Origin of the sequence: Psychromonas sp. SP041, assembly GCF_000470315.2 — a bacterium.
GTDB lineage: Bacteria > Pseudomonadota > Gammaproteobacteria > Enterobacterales > Psychromonadaceae > Psychromonas.
In genome coordinates this window covers 13,135-29,124 of the sequence record NZ_CBRF02000049.1, presented here as the reverse complement: position 1 = coordinate 29,124, position 15,990 = coordinate 13,135, and the positions used below count along the sequence as shown (strand labels likewise).

Genomic DNA, 15,990 nt, shown 5'->3' with positions numbered 1-15,990 from the left:
ATTCTAGTATTATTCATTTATTGGACTCCATTTAATATTTTTGTGTGGTAACAATGATATTAGCCTACACGTTGGTAATGGTGTAGGGGAGTCCAATTATCTATTTAGCTCAATTTACGCCTTAAACCAAGTCATTTTTCCTGCGCAAAATTTAGATCACTTATTTAATGTAATCGGTATTAGTATAAATAGTGACCATGATCGCATGGATCAAAACCGGTTTTGTTATCCGTTAATAACGAGACTTAGTTCAAGTAATAATCGATATTATTTAGGGTAGACTAAAAACCAATCATATAGTTTGATAAATAATTCACTAAATTATTTGTTAGATTACTTGCTTATTTTTTACTCATAATGGAAAAAGTCGAATTTAATCCTACTGAATTTTTTCTAAGTTGATTCTCTGATTACTTTTAAGTCTATTTTAAAATAAGGAAATAACGATGAAAATTAATACCTTAACTCTCGGGTTAGCGGCTAGCTTGCCATTTTCTAGTTTAGTGAGTGCTACCACTATTGAATATTGGACGACACAAACTCAATCGGACAGACTTCAAACCATTGAGGTGATGGCTGATGTTTTTGAGGCGCTTAATTCAGGTATTGAGGTGAAAATAATTGCAGTCGACGAAAACGATATGCCAAAACAAATAGCAGCTGCGGCAGCATCGAATACATTACCGGATATGATTGAAGTAGGGTCTGACCTTTCATTGGCTTTTGCTGAAGAGGGCATTATAGACGTTGCTTCTAATACGGATCTGGTTAAACGAATTGGTCAACAACGTTTTTATTCTGGTGCACTTAAGTTAGTAGAAAGTACCACACTTAATGAATATGTTTCTGTTCCTTATAGTGGCTGGGTACAAGGTATTTGGTATCGTGCCGATTGGTTTAAAGAAGCTGGGTTAGCGCCACCGACTACTTGGGAAACGATTGAAGCTGCTGCAAAGTACTTTTATAAACCCACAGAAAATCAATACGGTATTTTGATTGGAACTAAAGCGGATAATTATGCTGAGCAATGTTATACACAATTTGCATTGTCTAATGATGCTGGGCAGTTTAATAAAAACGGTGAACTTGTCTTTAACTCGAAAGCACAAAAAGAAGTCTTAGACTTTTATAAAAATCTATCGCAATACAATCCTCCTGGCCCACAGAGTTGGAGAGCACGAGATTATTACTTACAAGGTAAGTTAGCGATGTTCTTTTACTCATCTTATATTTTAGATGATATTGCGCTTGCAGAAGCGGCTGCTAGTTCATTGAGTTCTGAAAACTTTACTGACCTTAAAGGTGCGGCTTTTGATCCTGATTTAGCGAAAAATACACGCTTAGCAACGACTATTACTAAAACGTCTCCTTCGTCATTCGGTACTTTGGTTGGACTGAGTGTGATGAAAAACGACAATAAAGAAGAGGTTGAAGCAACTAAAGCATTCATTGAATATATGAATGAAAAAGACCAAGTGGTTGCTTATTCACATATGGCGGTTGGCGGGCATCTACCAATGTTACGAGATATTGCTGAAACTGATGAATTCTTAAATGATCCTAAAGGTATTTTTGCGCAATACGGCAAAGAGTCTATTAAGGAAATCGTTGCCGGCTTTGACAATATTAAAAATTTCTCTGTCGTGGAAGGAAAAACCTTTCCTAAGTCTGGTGAAATCTTTGCGAAACAAATTATTCCTCGCATGATTTACCGCGCGACGATTGAAGGTGAAGAGTCACAAGCCTCATTGGATTGGGCTGAAAAGCAGATGAAACAGGTTGTTTCTGAATAACTGACTTTAATTCGTACTTGTTGCTCCGTTATGCAGACATTAATGATCCATATGAGGCTGCTTCCTCATGTGGATAAGGGAACACTATGACGCCACTAGAACGAGCTGAAGCTAAGTTTGGTTGGAAGTTGGTCACACCGACTATTCTCATTCTTGGCTTACTGATTCTTTATCCTCTGATGTATAACGTTTATCTGAGTTTTTTTGATGTTCAGTTAAACGGGTATAAAACATTTGTTGGTTTTGAAAACTACATCAAATTACTGACAAACACCGATTACTATTCTGCAATCGGCACAACCAGTTTGTATTTATTAGGCACCGTTGTAGGAACAACGCTATTAGGTTTGGCGATGGCGCTGTTGTTGAAAGACCCTTTTAAAGGCCGAGGCTTAGTGAATGCCGCCATTATGCTGCCCTATGTGGCCCCTGTTATTTCAGTTGTGTTTGGTTGGCAGTTTTTGTTTGATCCGATCTCGGGTGTTGTGAATTATTTGTTTGTCGATGCATTGGGGATATGGAGTGAACGCACCAATTTAATTGGAAATCCTGACTCAGCATTATGGGTAGTTGTGTTGTTTGATATTTGGAAGCATGCACCTATTGCTTACTTACTCATATTATCGAAGTTAGTGTCAGTATCACGAGACCAATATGAAGCCGCAGCGATAGATGGCTATGGTCCGATTGGCCGTTTCTTTCATGTGACGTTACCTGAGTTGTACTTTGTATTGGCGACGGTCGTTTTACTTCGTCTTATTTGGAATCTTAATCGTTTTGAAGATGTATACCTTCTTGCACCTAATGTGCAAACCTTACCTATTTTTACTTATTATCAAGCCTTTACAGGTGTTATCGATCAAGGCTTAGCTGCCGCAACGTCTGTTATTCAATTAGCTGTGTTGTCTGTATTCATTTGGTTTTACATCAAAAAAATAATGAAGTGGTGATTTAAAATGTTAGGAAAACGAACTTTAACAGGACGTATTGGATTTGCTTTAGCTATTTTATTATTGGTTAGCTTTAGTTTATTGCCATTTGCCCAAATTCTTTCAACGTCACTGAAACACCAGTATGACTGGGGAAACCCTTCGTTGATCCCACAAACTATTAATCTAGACGCGTACAAAGAGCTATTAGGATTAACAGAAGCTAAAAAAGTCGAAATGCCCGCTGCCATTCAAAAGATACTAAATAATCCGAAGTTACCTCAAGATAAGAAAGATGCAATCTCAGCAAAATATATGTCTAACGACAACTTATTTCCCTTTGGAAAATACATGCTTAATAGCGTTATATTTTCTGTTGGTGCTGCGACATTCTCATTGGTGTTCTCTGTCATGGGGGCCTATTCAATTAGTCGATTACGTTTTAAAGGACAAGTGGTAATACAGCGCTCGGTGTTGTTTGTTTATATGGTCGGTGGCGTGTTATTGATGGTGCCTTTGTATCAAATGGCAATGAATATTGGGTTAGCGTCTTCCTTGTGGGGAAGTGCTTTCTGTTTGTTCCTCATTTACATTGTTCAAACCTTGCCAGTGGGTATGTATATGTTAGGAAACTACTTTCGAGGCATTCCTTTCGCATTAGAAGAAGCGGCGATGATGGATGGCTGTTCACGTAAGGAAGCGATCATCAAAGTTGTGTTGCCACTTTCTTTACCTATGTTAGCCACCGTCTTTATTTATTGTTTTATTATTGGCTGGAACGAGTATTTATTTGCGTCAGTATTCCTTAAGCAATACCCAGAATTTCATACGTTACCATTAGCGTTACAGGAGTTGTTTGTATCCAAAAATGCAATTTGGGATCGGATCATGGCAGCATCAATGTTGACCTTGGCACCGATTGTAATTTGTTTCTTATTTGCATCTCGCTTTATGAAAGGCGGAAAAACAGACGGCGGGGTTAAAGGATAATTATGGCGGCTATTACATTAAAAAATATCGTTAAAAGTTACGATAAAACACAGGTTGTAAAAGGCATTGATTTAGCGATTGAAGATGGGGAGTTTGTGGTGTTAGTTGGCCCTTCTGGTTGTGGTAAATCAACAACACTACGGATGATTGCAGGGTTAGAGCAACCGACCTCTGGCGATATTATTATTGGCGATCGTGTGGTGAACGATATTGAACCACAGGATCGTAATATTGCAATGGTCTTTCAAAATTATGCGCTCTATCCTCATAAGTCAGTTAAGGAAAATATCGTGTTTGCGTTGCGTCGTTTAAAGGTTGATAACGAGGAAATTGAACGTCGCTTGAGTGAAATAAGTGAGATGTTACAACTTGAGGAATTATTAGAGAGAAAACCTGCCGATTTATCCGGTGGTCAACGTCAACGTGTTGCGATGGGACGCGCCATTATACGAGAAGCCGATGTGTTTTTGTTTGATGAGCCTTTATCGAATTTAGACTCTAAATTACGTAGCCACATGCGGACAGAAATAGGCAAAATCCATAACAAATTTGGTCGTACAAGCGTGTACGTAACCCATGATCAAGTCGAAGCTATGACCTTAGCGGATAAGGTTGTGGTGCTACATGATGGTTATATTGCTCAATCTGGCACACCAATGGAGATTTATCTTAATCCGACCAATATATTTGTTGCGCAGTTTATCGGTTCGCCTTCTATGAATATTATAGAGGGGACGTTGTTCAATGATTACTTGGATATTGACGGTTATCACTTGCCAAGAAATCAGTTATCAAATGTTGCTTACCAGGCGCCCATAACCGATTCAGGGTTAAAGGTAAAAGTAGGAATTCGCCCTGACTTTTTTAACGATAAAGCCTTTTTTTCTGAAACAGAGATTACCTTTAACTTTACTGGCCTGACTATCGACCTCATTGAGCCAATGGGTTTTGATAAAGAGGTTTTATTTAATCTAGCGGGTAGCTCGGTAAAAGCGCGATTAGATTTACGTTCTGATATTACATTAGGCGCAAAAATTGATTTGTTGGTTGATCTTTCTCGTGTGTTAATTTTCGACCATAAAACAGAGCAGCGTCTATAATACCAAAAGAATTAATAAGGTGATCATTTTTGCTGGTTAAAATCCCCCCTAACTGCGTTGTGAGTTTTGAAGTGAGAACAACTATATCCTACAACTCACGCCTTATTAGTGTTAATTTTTCCTACGCAATATCTGATCACTTATTTAATTCCATTGGTATAAGTTGCAGATTGATTTTTTAATATCTCAATATTAGGTGATTTATGTCGATTAAAAAACTAGCAGCACATTTAGGCTTATCAAAATCCACCGTATCCAGAGCGTTGAATGGTTACACAGATGTGAATGAGCAAACACGTGAAAAAGTATTAAAGGCCGCTCAGGATATAGGCTATAAAGCGAATCCTACGGCTAAACGGTTAGCTTCTGGTAAGTCTCGTAATATTGGTATAATTCTGCCTGCTCATTCAAGAATGTTTGTCTCATCTGCCTTCTCCAAGGTATTAGCTGCAGCTGCTGAATTTTTAGCAAAACATGATTATCAGTTAATTGTGACGACTATTTTTGATTGGCAAGATGAACAACAAGTCTATTTTGATTTCATCACCAGTGGATTAGTTGATGGTGTTTTTATTGTGCGCACTCGCCATCTTGACCCACGGATCTCCATGTTGAAAAAGCATCAGTTTCCCTATGTTTGCTTTGGGTTTGATACTGATTTTAAGAATGACTGTTTTGTTGATGTGGATAACGCACAAGCTTTTTATGACCTGACACAACGCCAAATCAAGCATGGCCATTCACGCATCGCTTTTTTAGATGCGCCAAATGAATTGACGGTTTCACAAGCGAGAAAGCAAGGGTATTTACAAGCCATGCATGAAGCACATATATCGATTGATCCACATTGGTTATTAAATGGTGAGCTTAATGAGCATGATGCGATGAAAATGACTCAGAAAATCATGTTATTAATTCACCGTCCTACTTGTATTTTGTGTGCAGACGATACGATGGCGTTAGGTGCTATTGCAGCTTGTGAAACGTTAGGCTATCAAGTCGGTATTGATATCGCTGTTGCAGGTTATGGGGATTATGAACATAGTCGTTATACCAATCCCTCTATTACTACCGTTCAATATGATATTGATGCGGTTGGTGAGGGGATGTCTAAACTGATGTTAAATAAGGTCGAAGGTAAGCAATTCGAGGTTAAAAATTGGCACGAAGCGACGATTGTGATTAGACAGTCAGATGATTACTTTATAACTAATGAAACATGACTATATGACCAAATAAACATGACTATATTGCTGTATTTAGGGAGGCTCAATGCATTTATAACCCTGCCCCGAAATCAATGTATTTGCTTCACACTTTATTTTAATATCCTTTATTTTCAGCACTCGTTAACCTCTGTATCAATATAGTGATGATGAGTTAACACAATGAATCATTACCCCCTAACGACTTCTAGCCGTTTATTATTTTTATGTAATGTCTAAGCAATATCTAAGTAATACTAAGCAATAAAAATCATAATTAATGACATTCAAATTCTTATAATAAAATTATTCCTTTATCTTCATTCTTATTTCAAATTAAATGATTTTGGGATAAGAAATTATTTTAATGTATTCAATAGAACTTTTAGTTTTTAAATTACAATAAACAGGTCCTTGTTGAATGTCATCTATTAGTAAGGTGCTATATTTATACTAATAAAAAATAAATGGTTATGAATGGAATGAAAAATATTAATATCGGTAATGCACAATATATTTTCTCTAGGCATGTTAAACATCTTGTCATTGCGCTGACGTTAATTTTATTTGCTTCTTTATTACTTATTTGGTCATTACAGTCGATTGAGAAAGACATTACTTGGTTTGTTTTTTACCCTGCAGTTATATTAGCAACGCTCTATGGAGGAATCTCTGCAGGCTTTATAACTACGTTATTAACTCCCTTCACACTATTTTTTATCTGGCCTTTAATTTCTACTTATTCCTTAATTAATAATATGTGGGACATCATGGATATGTTTTTATTTATTATTATTTGCAGTTATATTTCTTACCAACATGGTTTATTGCAACGTAATAAAGCACAGTTAAAACAATCCAAATTGGAACATCAAGCAGATCAACAGAAACATCAGTTTTTCACTAAATTGATTCATTCTATGCCTAATATGATTGGTTATTGGGATAAAGAATTAAATTGTCAATTTGCTAATAAAGCATTCAGTGAATGGCATACTCAACACCCTAAAGATATTATTGGCCTCTCTTTTAAGGAGCTAGCAGGAGAAGAGCTTTATCGCTTAAACGAACCTTATATTAATAATGTGTTAATAGGAAAAGCACAGCGATTCGAACGTATTCTGAAAAAAACGGATGGCAGTACAGGTACTATTTTAGCGCAATATATCCCCGATTTTGATAGTGACGGTTCTGTGAAAGGTTTTGCCATTCAGTCCAGTGAAGTCACCGAATTAAAAGAAACGGAAGCACAGTTAAAGTTAGCAACGTGTGTTTTTGATAGTACGGTTAATGGGATTTTAATTACTGATGTTAATGGCGTTATTTTATCGGTTAACCCTGCTTTCACTCATATCACTGGTTATTCTGCGAAAGAAACAGTTGGTTTAACACCGCATATTCTTAAGTCTTATCGTCAAAACAAAAAATTTTATATTTCATTGTGGGCTGAATTAAAAGAGCAGGGGAAATGGTCAGGAAAAATATGGAATCGTCGTAAGAGCGGCGATGCCTTTTTAGCACAAATGAATATTAATATGGTGAAAGATGAAGAGGGGAAAGCAATTCGATATGTCTCCGTATTCTCTGATGTAACCGATCTTTGGCATAAAGATGAAAGTTTAAAACATTTAGCTTTTTATGATGCATTAACTGATTTACCTAATCGCACTCTATTAATCGAGCGTTTAGGGCAAAAAATTATTAGTAATCAACGCAGACAGAATAAACTTGCCGTCATGTTTTTAGATTTAGATGGCTTTAAATTAGTGAATGATACCTTTGGGCACAATATTGGAGATGAATTATTAAGGACGATCGCTAGTCGGTTATTAGTGCTCGTTAGGGAATCTGATATCGTGGCACGTTTAGGAGGGGATGAGTTTATTTTTGTAGTTGATAATACAACTCAAAAAGAGGAAGTTTTAGAGCTTGCCAAACGTATTATAAGCTCTATTAAAGATCCTATTGAAATCAATGGACATAATTTACAGGTAGGTTCATCAATTGGAATCTCGATGTTTCCTGATGATGGAAGCACATCGAAAGAGTTAATCGAAAAAGCAGATCATGCGATGTATAAGTCAAAAGTACCAGGACAAGAAGCTATCCATTTTTATACCTCTCGTTCTTAAGTTGCCAATTAATGGTCATTATTTGAACCCAAGAATCATCAATATTCATTAAACCGTCATATTCATTTTGTACTTTGAGATAATAAAATAACTCTTCTTAAGGTTTAACATGTTAAAGAATAAAAATGGTTTAGTCAGTGCCCTTTCAGCGGTTGCTCTGTTTAGTTCAATTAATAATGTAAGTGCAACAGAGATGGATACGATCTTAGAGACCTTTCCTAAGCAGGGCAGTGAATTACCCTATTCAGTATTACGCGCTGATTTAAAAGATGCAAAAACACAATTGCCTTTTGATATTCGTAATGGTGGTTATGGTTCAGCAATGACGGCTCACCCCACACAGACTCATCAATTTTATGCACTAACAGACCGTGGTCCGAATGCTAGTCATCAAGGACAATACGGTAAAGGTAAGAGTTTTCCTGTTGCTGATTACACTCCTCGTATTGGTTTATTTGAAGTAAAGCCAGGTGGTAAGATTGTTCAGCTAAAAGATATTCTATTAAAACGTCCCGATGGTCACCTAATTTCAGGTTTACCTAATAGTTCTGCATTGGGGGGGGACAGGTGAAACACCTTATCATGCCGATGGAAAGCCAGTATTAGTCAATGGTCAGTTACCGTATAACGCGACAACAAATCCTATTAAATTAGATGATTATGGGTTAGATGGTGAAGGCTTAGTCGCTTTAAAAGATGGCTCATTTTGGGTAAGTGATGAATACGGCCCACATATTGTTCACTTTGATGCTAATGGTATCGAAATAGACCGTATCAATGCATTTAAAGATGACAGTCGTACCTCATTACATTTACCTGCTGTCTATCAGCATCGTCGTGCTAATCGTGGTATGGAAGGACTCGCCATTACACCTGATGAAAAGGTGCTGGTGGGTATCATGCAATCTACCTTAAAGAACCCTGATAAAGCCGCACAGAAAGGCGATCTTACGCGCATCGTTAGTCTCAATTTAAGTAATGGACACACTGAACAATATTTATATCGCCAAGAGAAACGTGAAAATGCTAACTCTGAGATTGCAGCATTAACGGCAAATAAATTTTTAGTGATTGAACGAGATGGTAGTTTCTTGCTTGGTGGTCCTAAAAAAGCAAATCCCAATGCACAAAAACAAGTCTATCGTATCGACTTGAGTACTGGTACTGCACTCTCTACTATTGCCTTATCCTCATCGTTCACTAAAGATGAAAGCCATGGTTTATTGATTGATGGCTTAACATTAGAGCAGTATGTTCAGAAAAATGGTTGGGATGCGTTAGCTGAAAAAGGCATTAAACCTGTGTCTAAAAAACGAGTGATAGATATGGTCAAAGAAGTGGCTTATGCACATGATAAAATGGAAGGTTTATGGATTATTGATGACCAACATTTAGGTGTATTAAATGATGATGATTTTGCTACTTGGTCAACGGATGGAAAATTAGAACAAAAGTATTTAGATAAAAATACGGTCGATGCTAATCGCCTTTATATTATTAAAAAGAATTTACTTGGAGAGTAAATATCACTTTGAAAGGGGCTTACCTTGCCGATAGAGAGTAACCAGCTCACTCGTTAGGCTAAGCCCATTTATTAACTTAAGCTTTTTTATTTAATTAAATTCATTAACTCATTTATTAAAGTATTCATTAACTTATCTAATTATCATCTCATCATGCACTGATCTGACACTTTATAGTTAATTTGCACCAAATTATCACGTTTATATATAAATTTAATAAACATTTTTATTATTTATCAATCGCTTATGAGTTGGTATGTTTTTTGTACCTAATAAGTAATAAATTGTCTGTTATGAGTGAAAAATGCATCAACTATTCTCGTTACCTATACAAAAGATTATTCATTTTGTTGGCTTTAAAGCCATGCTTAGCTTTTATCTCTGTGTGTTATTAACCATTATCGCTACACAGATGACGATTGTTAATTTCCCTGAAAAAATATCAACTCATGCATTATCAATAGAATTAGCCATTTTACTTTATTTATCAGTCGCATTAGTGATGATTATAAATACTGAATTACAGTCTTTTAAACAGATTATTTGTTCATTAAATGCCGATACATTTGATTATCGTGAGCTTAAAATAAGCAACTTACTGCCTGCCAGTTTACTTGAACAATTAACGTCTTCTTATCGTGAGCTTGGGCGGGTTAATGATAAAAACAAAGATAAGTTGAGTGAAGTTTCTTACTCTGCGATACAAGTGATTAATACTGCACATTCAGTAACTGAAAATGTACAAAAACAATCAGATGCGACGAATGCCACGGCTGCAGCCATTACTGAAATGAGTGTGTCATTGAATGAAGTGAATACACGTATCAGTGGCGTTCATCATTCATCGGAGCATGCATTTAATACTGCTGAACAAGGCCGAATCTCTATTGCTGAATTAAAAATATCTTTAGAAAAAGTGGCTTTTGAAGCTGACACAACAACAAATGATATTGAGTTATTGATGACACTTGCTCACTCCGTTGCAGAGATTTCTGAATCTATTCAAGGCATTGCAGATCAAACTAATTTATTGGCATTAAATGCATCTATTGAAGCGGCAAGAGCTGGGGAGTTTGGGCGAGGTTTTGCTGTTGTTGCAGATGAGGTTCGCGCGTTATCACATCGTTCACATAAAGCGGCGGACAGCATTGTAAAAAATGTGAGCTCGGTGATAAATCAAGGCAATAAAATTAGCCACAGTATGTCTAATGTTGTTGAGCAATCTACACAATGCGAGCAAGGAGCTGATGTCGTTGATCAATCATTGCAACAAATCGAAGAAGCGACTTTCGATGTGAGGGAGAAGATAAAAACCGTTGCCGACAATGTTGAACAACAAACACTCGCTACTAATGAAATTGCTGAACATGTTGAGTTGGTGGTACAAGGTGCTAGGGCCAATGCCGAAGTGGCAAAGCAGGCTGAAACCGTTGCGACTCACCTTAAGTCACTGACACAAATCGCTGGCTAAAATTATTGAATAAGGAACGGATATGGAAATCTATATCATTATTTTATTACTGATTATCTTATTTTCAGTGTGGTTACATCATTATAAAACGAAACAACAAAAAGCATTATGCGTACAAGGGCTAGATAACATCACGCATATTAAATTGCTGATCAGCGCTATACAAACTCATCGGGGGTTAAGTTCTGCATTATTAAATGGTGACCAAAGTAAACAAGTATTGCTAGCCACTATTGAGCAACAAGTTAAAAGTGAAATTAAGTACCTTGAAGAACAGCGTACCCTTGATAAAAATGGTCGTTGGGGATCGTTTACAGATCATTGGGGGCGACTTAAGCAGCATGATAAAGGTCGAGATGCAGATAATAGTTTTAAACAACATACGCAGTTAATCGCTAATTTACTCTATCTACTAGAAGATGAAGCAGAGAGAGGGCATTTAAATGCAGGGTCTTTTCCTAAGTTGCCTAATATTGGATTTGTATGGCGAGAGTTGGCTGTCACGACTGAAATAATAGGCCAATCGCGCGCAATAGGAACGGGTGTTGCTACGAGCAAAACATGTTCGAGTGTTCATAAAATACGTTTATCATTTTTACAACAAAACATGCAGAAAACCATTAATAGCACATTGCCTAAACTATCTTCACTTGATCGTTTTACAGGAGAACATAAGGCGTTATTAAAAGTCGCTAAATTAAAAATGGAGTTTTTAAGTAGTACCATTGAAAGAGAGTTGATTAGTGCAGAGCAAATCAGTATTAATCAAGATGAGTATTTTGCATTAGCGACCGATAGTATTAAAGCATTAGATTCCATATTTAATCATCAAATAGAGCAAATCCAACAAATTGTTTAGACTAAATATTAAGCCATAATCAACGTTATTGTGAAGGCATGACGGTAGGTGTTGTTAATGGTAGCGATTGAGCGAATCGCTACTTGATAGAATTTAACTGATGAAAGCGTTTAAGTAATGGCAAAGGATATATGTGTTTATTGCTTATTAAGACTCTGCATCTTGGATAGTACCGACCAATAATACTGGAGCGGCATCAAGTTCCGTTGCGTCCATCATTGAAGCAATACGCTCTACGGCAGACAGTAACTGGCTTTGTTCCCACTCTTCAAGGCGCTGATAGCGTTTAATAAAGTGCTCTTGTAATGGCTGTGGTGATGAGCTTAAAACCGCTTGTCCAGCTTCACTTAATGATAAGTGCACTTTACGTTTATCTGTTTTACTGCGGGTTCTGATAACAAAGTCGCGCGCTTCTAATCGATCTATAATCGTCGTTACTGTCGCTGCGCTTAATGTTATTTCTTGAGCGATCTGCTTTGCAAGTGGCGCTTCAAGTTGATCAATTTTTCTCATTACCAATAACTGTGGGCCAGTTAATCCTGACTCTTTATTCAATTGACGTGAGTGTATGCTAATTGCTCTGATCACTCTGCGTAATGAAATTAATAACTGCTCTTGCTTTTCCATAATGCTCACTCTATTTTTTGTGTAGCATAACAAAAATTATCATAAGACTCATGTGTAAAATCATAAAAAAAGCAGAATAACGAAACTCGCTATTCTGCTTTTTATTGATGTATTACTGTCCCTTATATTAAATATTAAACATGCCTAATATAAGGGCGTAATCATTTATTAATCCATCAACTCAATTTTAGTAAAGTCGATTGTATTCTCTTTTGGAGAACGTTCAATATTAGCTACTTTACGGTAATGAGTTAATAACATATAACCAAAACACCCTAAAATTAAGCCGATTGCTAAAGCACCAACCCATTGGATTTGTAAAAAGTTTAGTTTGAACAATAATGTCAAACCACTTAATAAAATAATGTTACCAATGATATAAGGTATTTTACCGAAGCGTTGTACTGTTATGTTTAAGTTATCAGTATATAAACGAACCAGTGAATCTAATGAGTTGATTACAAAGGTAATACCCACGATAACCATTGCTAAGTTATAAAACCCTGCTGTTGAAATAGCATTGACGCTGTAGTAATAAAGCACGGTAAACCAAATCGCAATTGGAATAGATGGGAATATCATCATCGCACCTAGTACTTGATACGTTTTCATACCACTTACAAAACGAGAGGTAAATTGACCAATCATGATGCTCCAAGCGAACCACCAGTAAAGGTAAAACTCATGGTAGTCATTCAGTGGTAATACAAAGTGATTTATATTAGCAAAGTAATCACCGATTAAACCAAAGGTTGTGAAGAACTCACCAACACTTGAGTTATCAGATAAGAAAGCACCAGACCACATAATGACGATCAATGCGAAAAATAACCAGCTACTACCTAAACTTAAAATACGTACGTAACGAATGCTTGTGCTTGAATATACAGCCGCTGCGATCGCCAAGAATACGATTAAGTAGAAACTACCAACAATGCTTTCGCCATCGCCAAGACCCGGTAAATACCAAGGTAAGTTGGTTAGCAACAAGTAGGCAGTAAAGGCACACGTACCGATAATAACAACATTATTAATAAACTTGATCAGTGGTATTTCAAAAAACTTAACTCTTGGTTCAATAACACAAAAATAGAAACAAGTAACAAAGTAGAAAGCCCAAATCAAGAAGGCCCAAAATCCAAACTCAATAGAGAGCGGATTAGTGAAACCATATTCAGGGCTAGTGGCTAAATCGGCATAACCTGCAAACTCAGTCAATGGAAACATGATTAAACCTACATCTAAACCTGATGTAAATAGAATCGCGATAAAGGTAAATTTACGTACTGGTGTTACACCAATACATTGCATATTACCCCAACGGAATAAGATAAATGCGATGGCAGCAAAAACGAATAAGATGCCAAACGAGAGCCAAAGAGTCATTATTTAGCCTCCCAGTGGATAGTGTTGATAAACATAGATAATTCCTTGTTTTATGTTTTAAAACGCTACGCCATTATTTTTAAGACAATCTTGCCCTCAAACCTTAAGTATCGTAGTGATAATGCCAATAAATGGCATAGTTAGATGACGATAGTTAAACCCTGAAAAATAACGCAGTTTAATAGGCCATTTGCAATGCTTGCATAGGTTGACCTTACACCTCATCTTAGTCAGTCGTTGATATTGCAACCAACGACTGACTAAGAGTGAAACTAGTTTGCGATTAACTCATTTTTCGTTTTGGTTCTGTTAATCGTTGCTTTTGTTGCCAATCTTCCGCCACTGTCACTTTAGCGTTGCTTGGTGCTAGCATTTTGTTACCTAAAATAATATCTGCTGCACGCTCTGCGACCATGATCGTTGGCGAGTTAAGGTTACCGTTAGGAATTGTTGGGAAAATAGAGGAGTCAACAACACGAAGACCTTCGATGCCATGCACCTTAGTTTCTGAGTTCACCACTGCCATCTCATCTTCACCCATTTTGCATGAACAAGAAGGGTGGTAAGCACTTTCAACAGAGCTTCTTACAAACTCATCAATTTCTTCATTTGTTTGTATTGTTAATCCAGGCTGGATCTCTTCACCACGATATTCATCTAAACCCGGTTGATTAATAATCTCACGTGTTAAACGAACACAAGCTCTAAAGCCTTCAATATCATCTTGATGTGCTAAGTAATTAAATTGAATTTGTGGTGCTGCATGTGGGTCGTTTGAAACAACTTTCACTGCGCCACGACTTTTCGGTTTATTGTGACCAATATGTACTTGGAAACCATGGCCTGCAAACGCTTCTTTACCGTCATAACGCATTGCGGCAGGTAAGAAGTGGTATTGAAGGTCTGGCCATTCTAAGCTCGCTTTTGAGCGGATGAAGCCACATGATTCAAAGTGATTAGTGGCACCTAAACCTGATTTATTTAAGATCCAACGCATACCAATTAATAGTTTATTCAGTGGGTCGATTTTACCGTTCAATGAAATTGGTTTTAAACATTTAAACTGAAAGTAAAACTCAAGGTGGTCTTGTAAGTTTTCGCCTACACCAGGTAATTCATGGTGCTGTTCAATACCGGCTTCTTTTAATGTTTCTGCTTTACCAATACCCGATAACTGAAGAATATGTGGCGAACCAATTGAACCGGCACTGAGTAAGACTTCTTTATTACACAGTACGTCAATTACTTTATCTTTAACTTGGTAACGAACACCGACTGCTTTTTTATCTTCAAGCAATACTTTGTGTACGAGAGCGTGTGTTACCACTGTTAAGTTGCTTCGTTTCATAGCAGGTCTTAAATAAGCATTTGCCGTGGACCAACGTACGCCATTTTTAACGGTCATGTGCATTGGGCCGAAACCTTCTTGCTGTTCTGCATTGTAGTCAGCTGTTGCTAAATATCCTGCATCTACACCTGCATCAACAAATGCTTGGTATAGTGGGTTTTTCATGTTGTTACCGTTATTAACGGCTAGTGGACCTGAGTCACCACGGTATTCATTACCGCCAAATGACCAAGTCTCTGCTTTCTTAAAATAAGGTAAGCAATGTGCATAATCCCAGTTTTCAGCGCCAGCTTGTTGCCACTCGTCAAAATCACGAGCATGACCACGAACATAAACCATACCGTTGATTGATGAAGAACCGCCTAATACTTTACCGCGAGGGCAATGCATACGACGGTTATTCAAAAACGGTTCTGCTTCTGTTTCAAACTGCCAAGCATATTTCTTGGTGTTCATCGGAATGGATAATGCAGTCGGCATTTGAATAAAAATGCTCTTATCACTGCCACCCGTTTCTAGTAGTAGTACTTTATTATTAGCATTTTCTGATAAACGGTTTGCAAGTACACAACCTGCGCTGCCTGCACCCACAATAATATAATCATAGTTTGTTGTAGTCATAGTCAT

13 protein-coding genes are annotated in these 15,990 nt (G+C 37.1%); 10 read left to right on the top strand and 3 right to left on the bottom strand.

Going from position 1 to position 15,990, the window contains the following annotated elements; genetic code table 11:
- Positions 1-446: 446 nt before the first annotated feature.
- The 10 genes from SP041_RS19025 to SP041_RS18985 all read left to right on the top strand — a co-directional run bounded on the left by SP041_RS19025 (position 447) and on the right by SP041_RS18985 (position 12,002).
- Positions 447-1,793: an extracellular solute-binding protein gene (locus SP041_RS19025; protein ID WP_025565851.1), complete on the top strand. Its 1,347-nt coding sequence runs from the start codon at positions 447-449 to the stop codon at positions 1,791-1,793.
- Positions 1,794-1,879: 86 nt separating this feature from the next.
- Positions 1,880-2,743, top strand: a complete 864-nt coding sequence (locus tag SP041_RS19020; protein ID WP_025565852.1) for a sugar ABC transporter permease — start codon at positions 1,880-1,882, stop codon at positions 2,741-2,743.
- Between the two features lie 6 nt (positions 2,744-2,749).
- Positions 2,750-3,712, top strand: coding sequence for a carbohydrate ABC transporter permease (locus tag SP041_RS19015; RefSeq protein ID WP_025565853.1), 963 nt, complete (start codon positions 2,750-2,752; stop codon positions 3,710-3,712).
- A gap of 2 nt (positions 3,713-3,714) precedes the next feature.
- Positions 3,715-4,812, top strand: a complete 1,098-nt coding sequence (gene ugpC, locus SP041_RS19010) for a sn-glycerol-3-phosphate ABC transporter ATP-binding protein UgpC (protein WP_025565854.1) — start codon at positions 3,715-3,717, stop codon at positions 4,810-4,812.
- A 203-nt stretch (positions 4,813-5,015) separates the two neighbouring features.
- Entirely contained in the window at positions 5,016-6,035 is a 1,020-nt protein-coding gene (locus SP041_RS19005) for a LacI family DNA-binding transcriptional regulator (RefSeq protein WP_025565339.1), read from the top strand.
- Between the two features lie 464 nt (positions 6,036-6,499).
- Positions 6,500-8,149, top strand: a complete 1,650-nt coding sequence (locus tag SP041_RS19000) for a diguanylate cyclase (protein ID WP_240791509.1) — start codon at positions 6,500-6,502, stop codon at positions 8,147-8,149.
- A 109-nt stretch (positions 8,150-8,258) separates the two neighbouring features.
- Positions 8,259-8,720: a hypothetical protein gene (locus SP041_RS21285; RefSeq protein ID WP_240791508.1), complete on the top strand. Its 462-nt coding sequence runs from the start codon at positions 8,259-8,261 to the stop codon at positions 8,718-8,720.
- Entirely contained in the window at positions 8,692-9,672 is a 981-nt protein-coding gene (locus SP041_RS21280; protein ID WP_346763652.1) for an esterase-like activity of phytase family protein, read from the top strand. Before SP041_RS21285 ends, SP041_RS21280 begins: the two co-directional genes overlap by 29 nt.
- A 304-nt stretch (positions 9,673-9,976) precedes the next feature.
- Positions 9,977-11,143, top strand: a complete 1,167-nt coding sequence (locus SP041_RS18990) for a methyl-accepting chemotaxis protein (protein ID WP_025565336.1) — start codon at positions 9,977-9,979, stop codon at positions 11,141-11,143.
- A gap of 22 nt (positions 11,144-11,165) precedes the next feature.
- Positions 11,166-12,002 (top strand): nitrate- and nitrite sensing domain-containing protein, encoded by an 837-nt coding sequence (locus SP041_RS18985; protein WP_025565335.1) that lies wholly within the window; start codon positions 11,166-11,168, stop codon positions 12,000-12,002.
- 147 nt (positions 12,003-12,149) lie between these two features.
- On the opposite strand, the gene SP041_RS18980 is transcribed toward SP041_RS18985, so the two are convergent.
- From SP041_RS18980 to betA, 3 genes are all read right to left on the bottom strand, one after another.
- Positions 12,150-12,629, bottom strand: a complete 480-nt coding sequence (locus tag SP041_RS18980) for a MarR family transcriptional regulator (RefSeq protein ID WP_025565334.1) — start codon at positions 12,627-12,629, stop codon at positions 12,150-12,152.
- Between the two features lie 168 nt (positions 12,630-12,797).
- Positions 12,798-14,015, bottom strand: coding sequence for a choline transporter (locus SP041_RS18975; RefSeq protein ID WP_025565332.1), 1,218 nt, complete (start codon positions 14,013-14,015; stop codon positions 12,798-12,800).
- Positions 14,016-14,298: 283 nt separating this feature from the next.
- On the bottom strand, positions 14,299-15,990 hold the full coding sequence (betA, locus tag SP041_RS18970) for a choline dehydrogenase (RefSeq protein WP_025565331.1): 1,692 nt from the start codon (positions 15,988-15,990) through the stop codon (positions 14,299-14,301).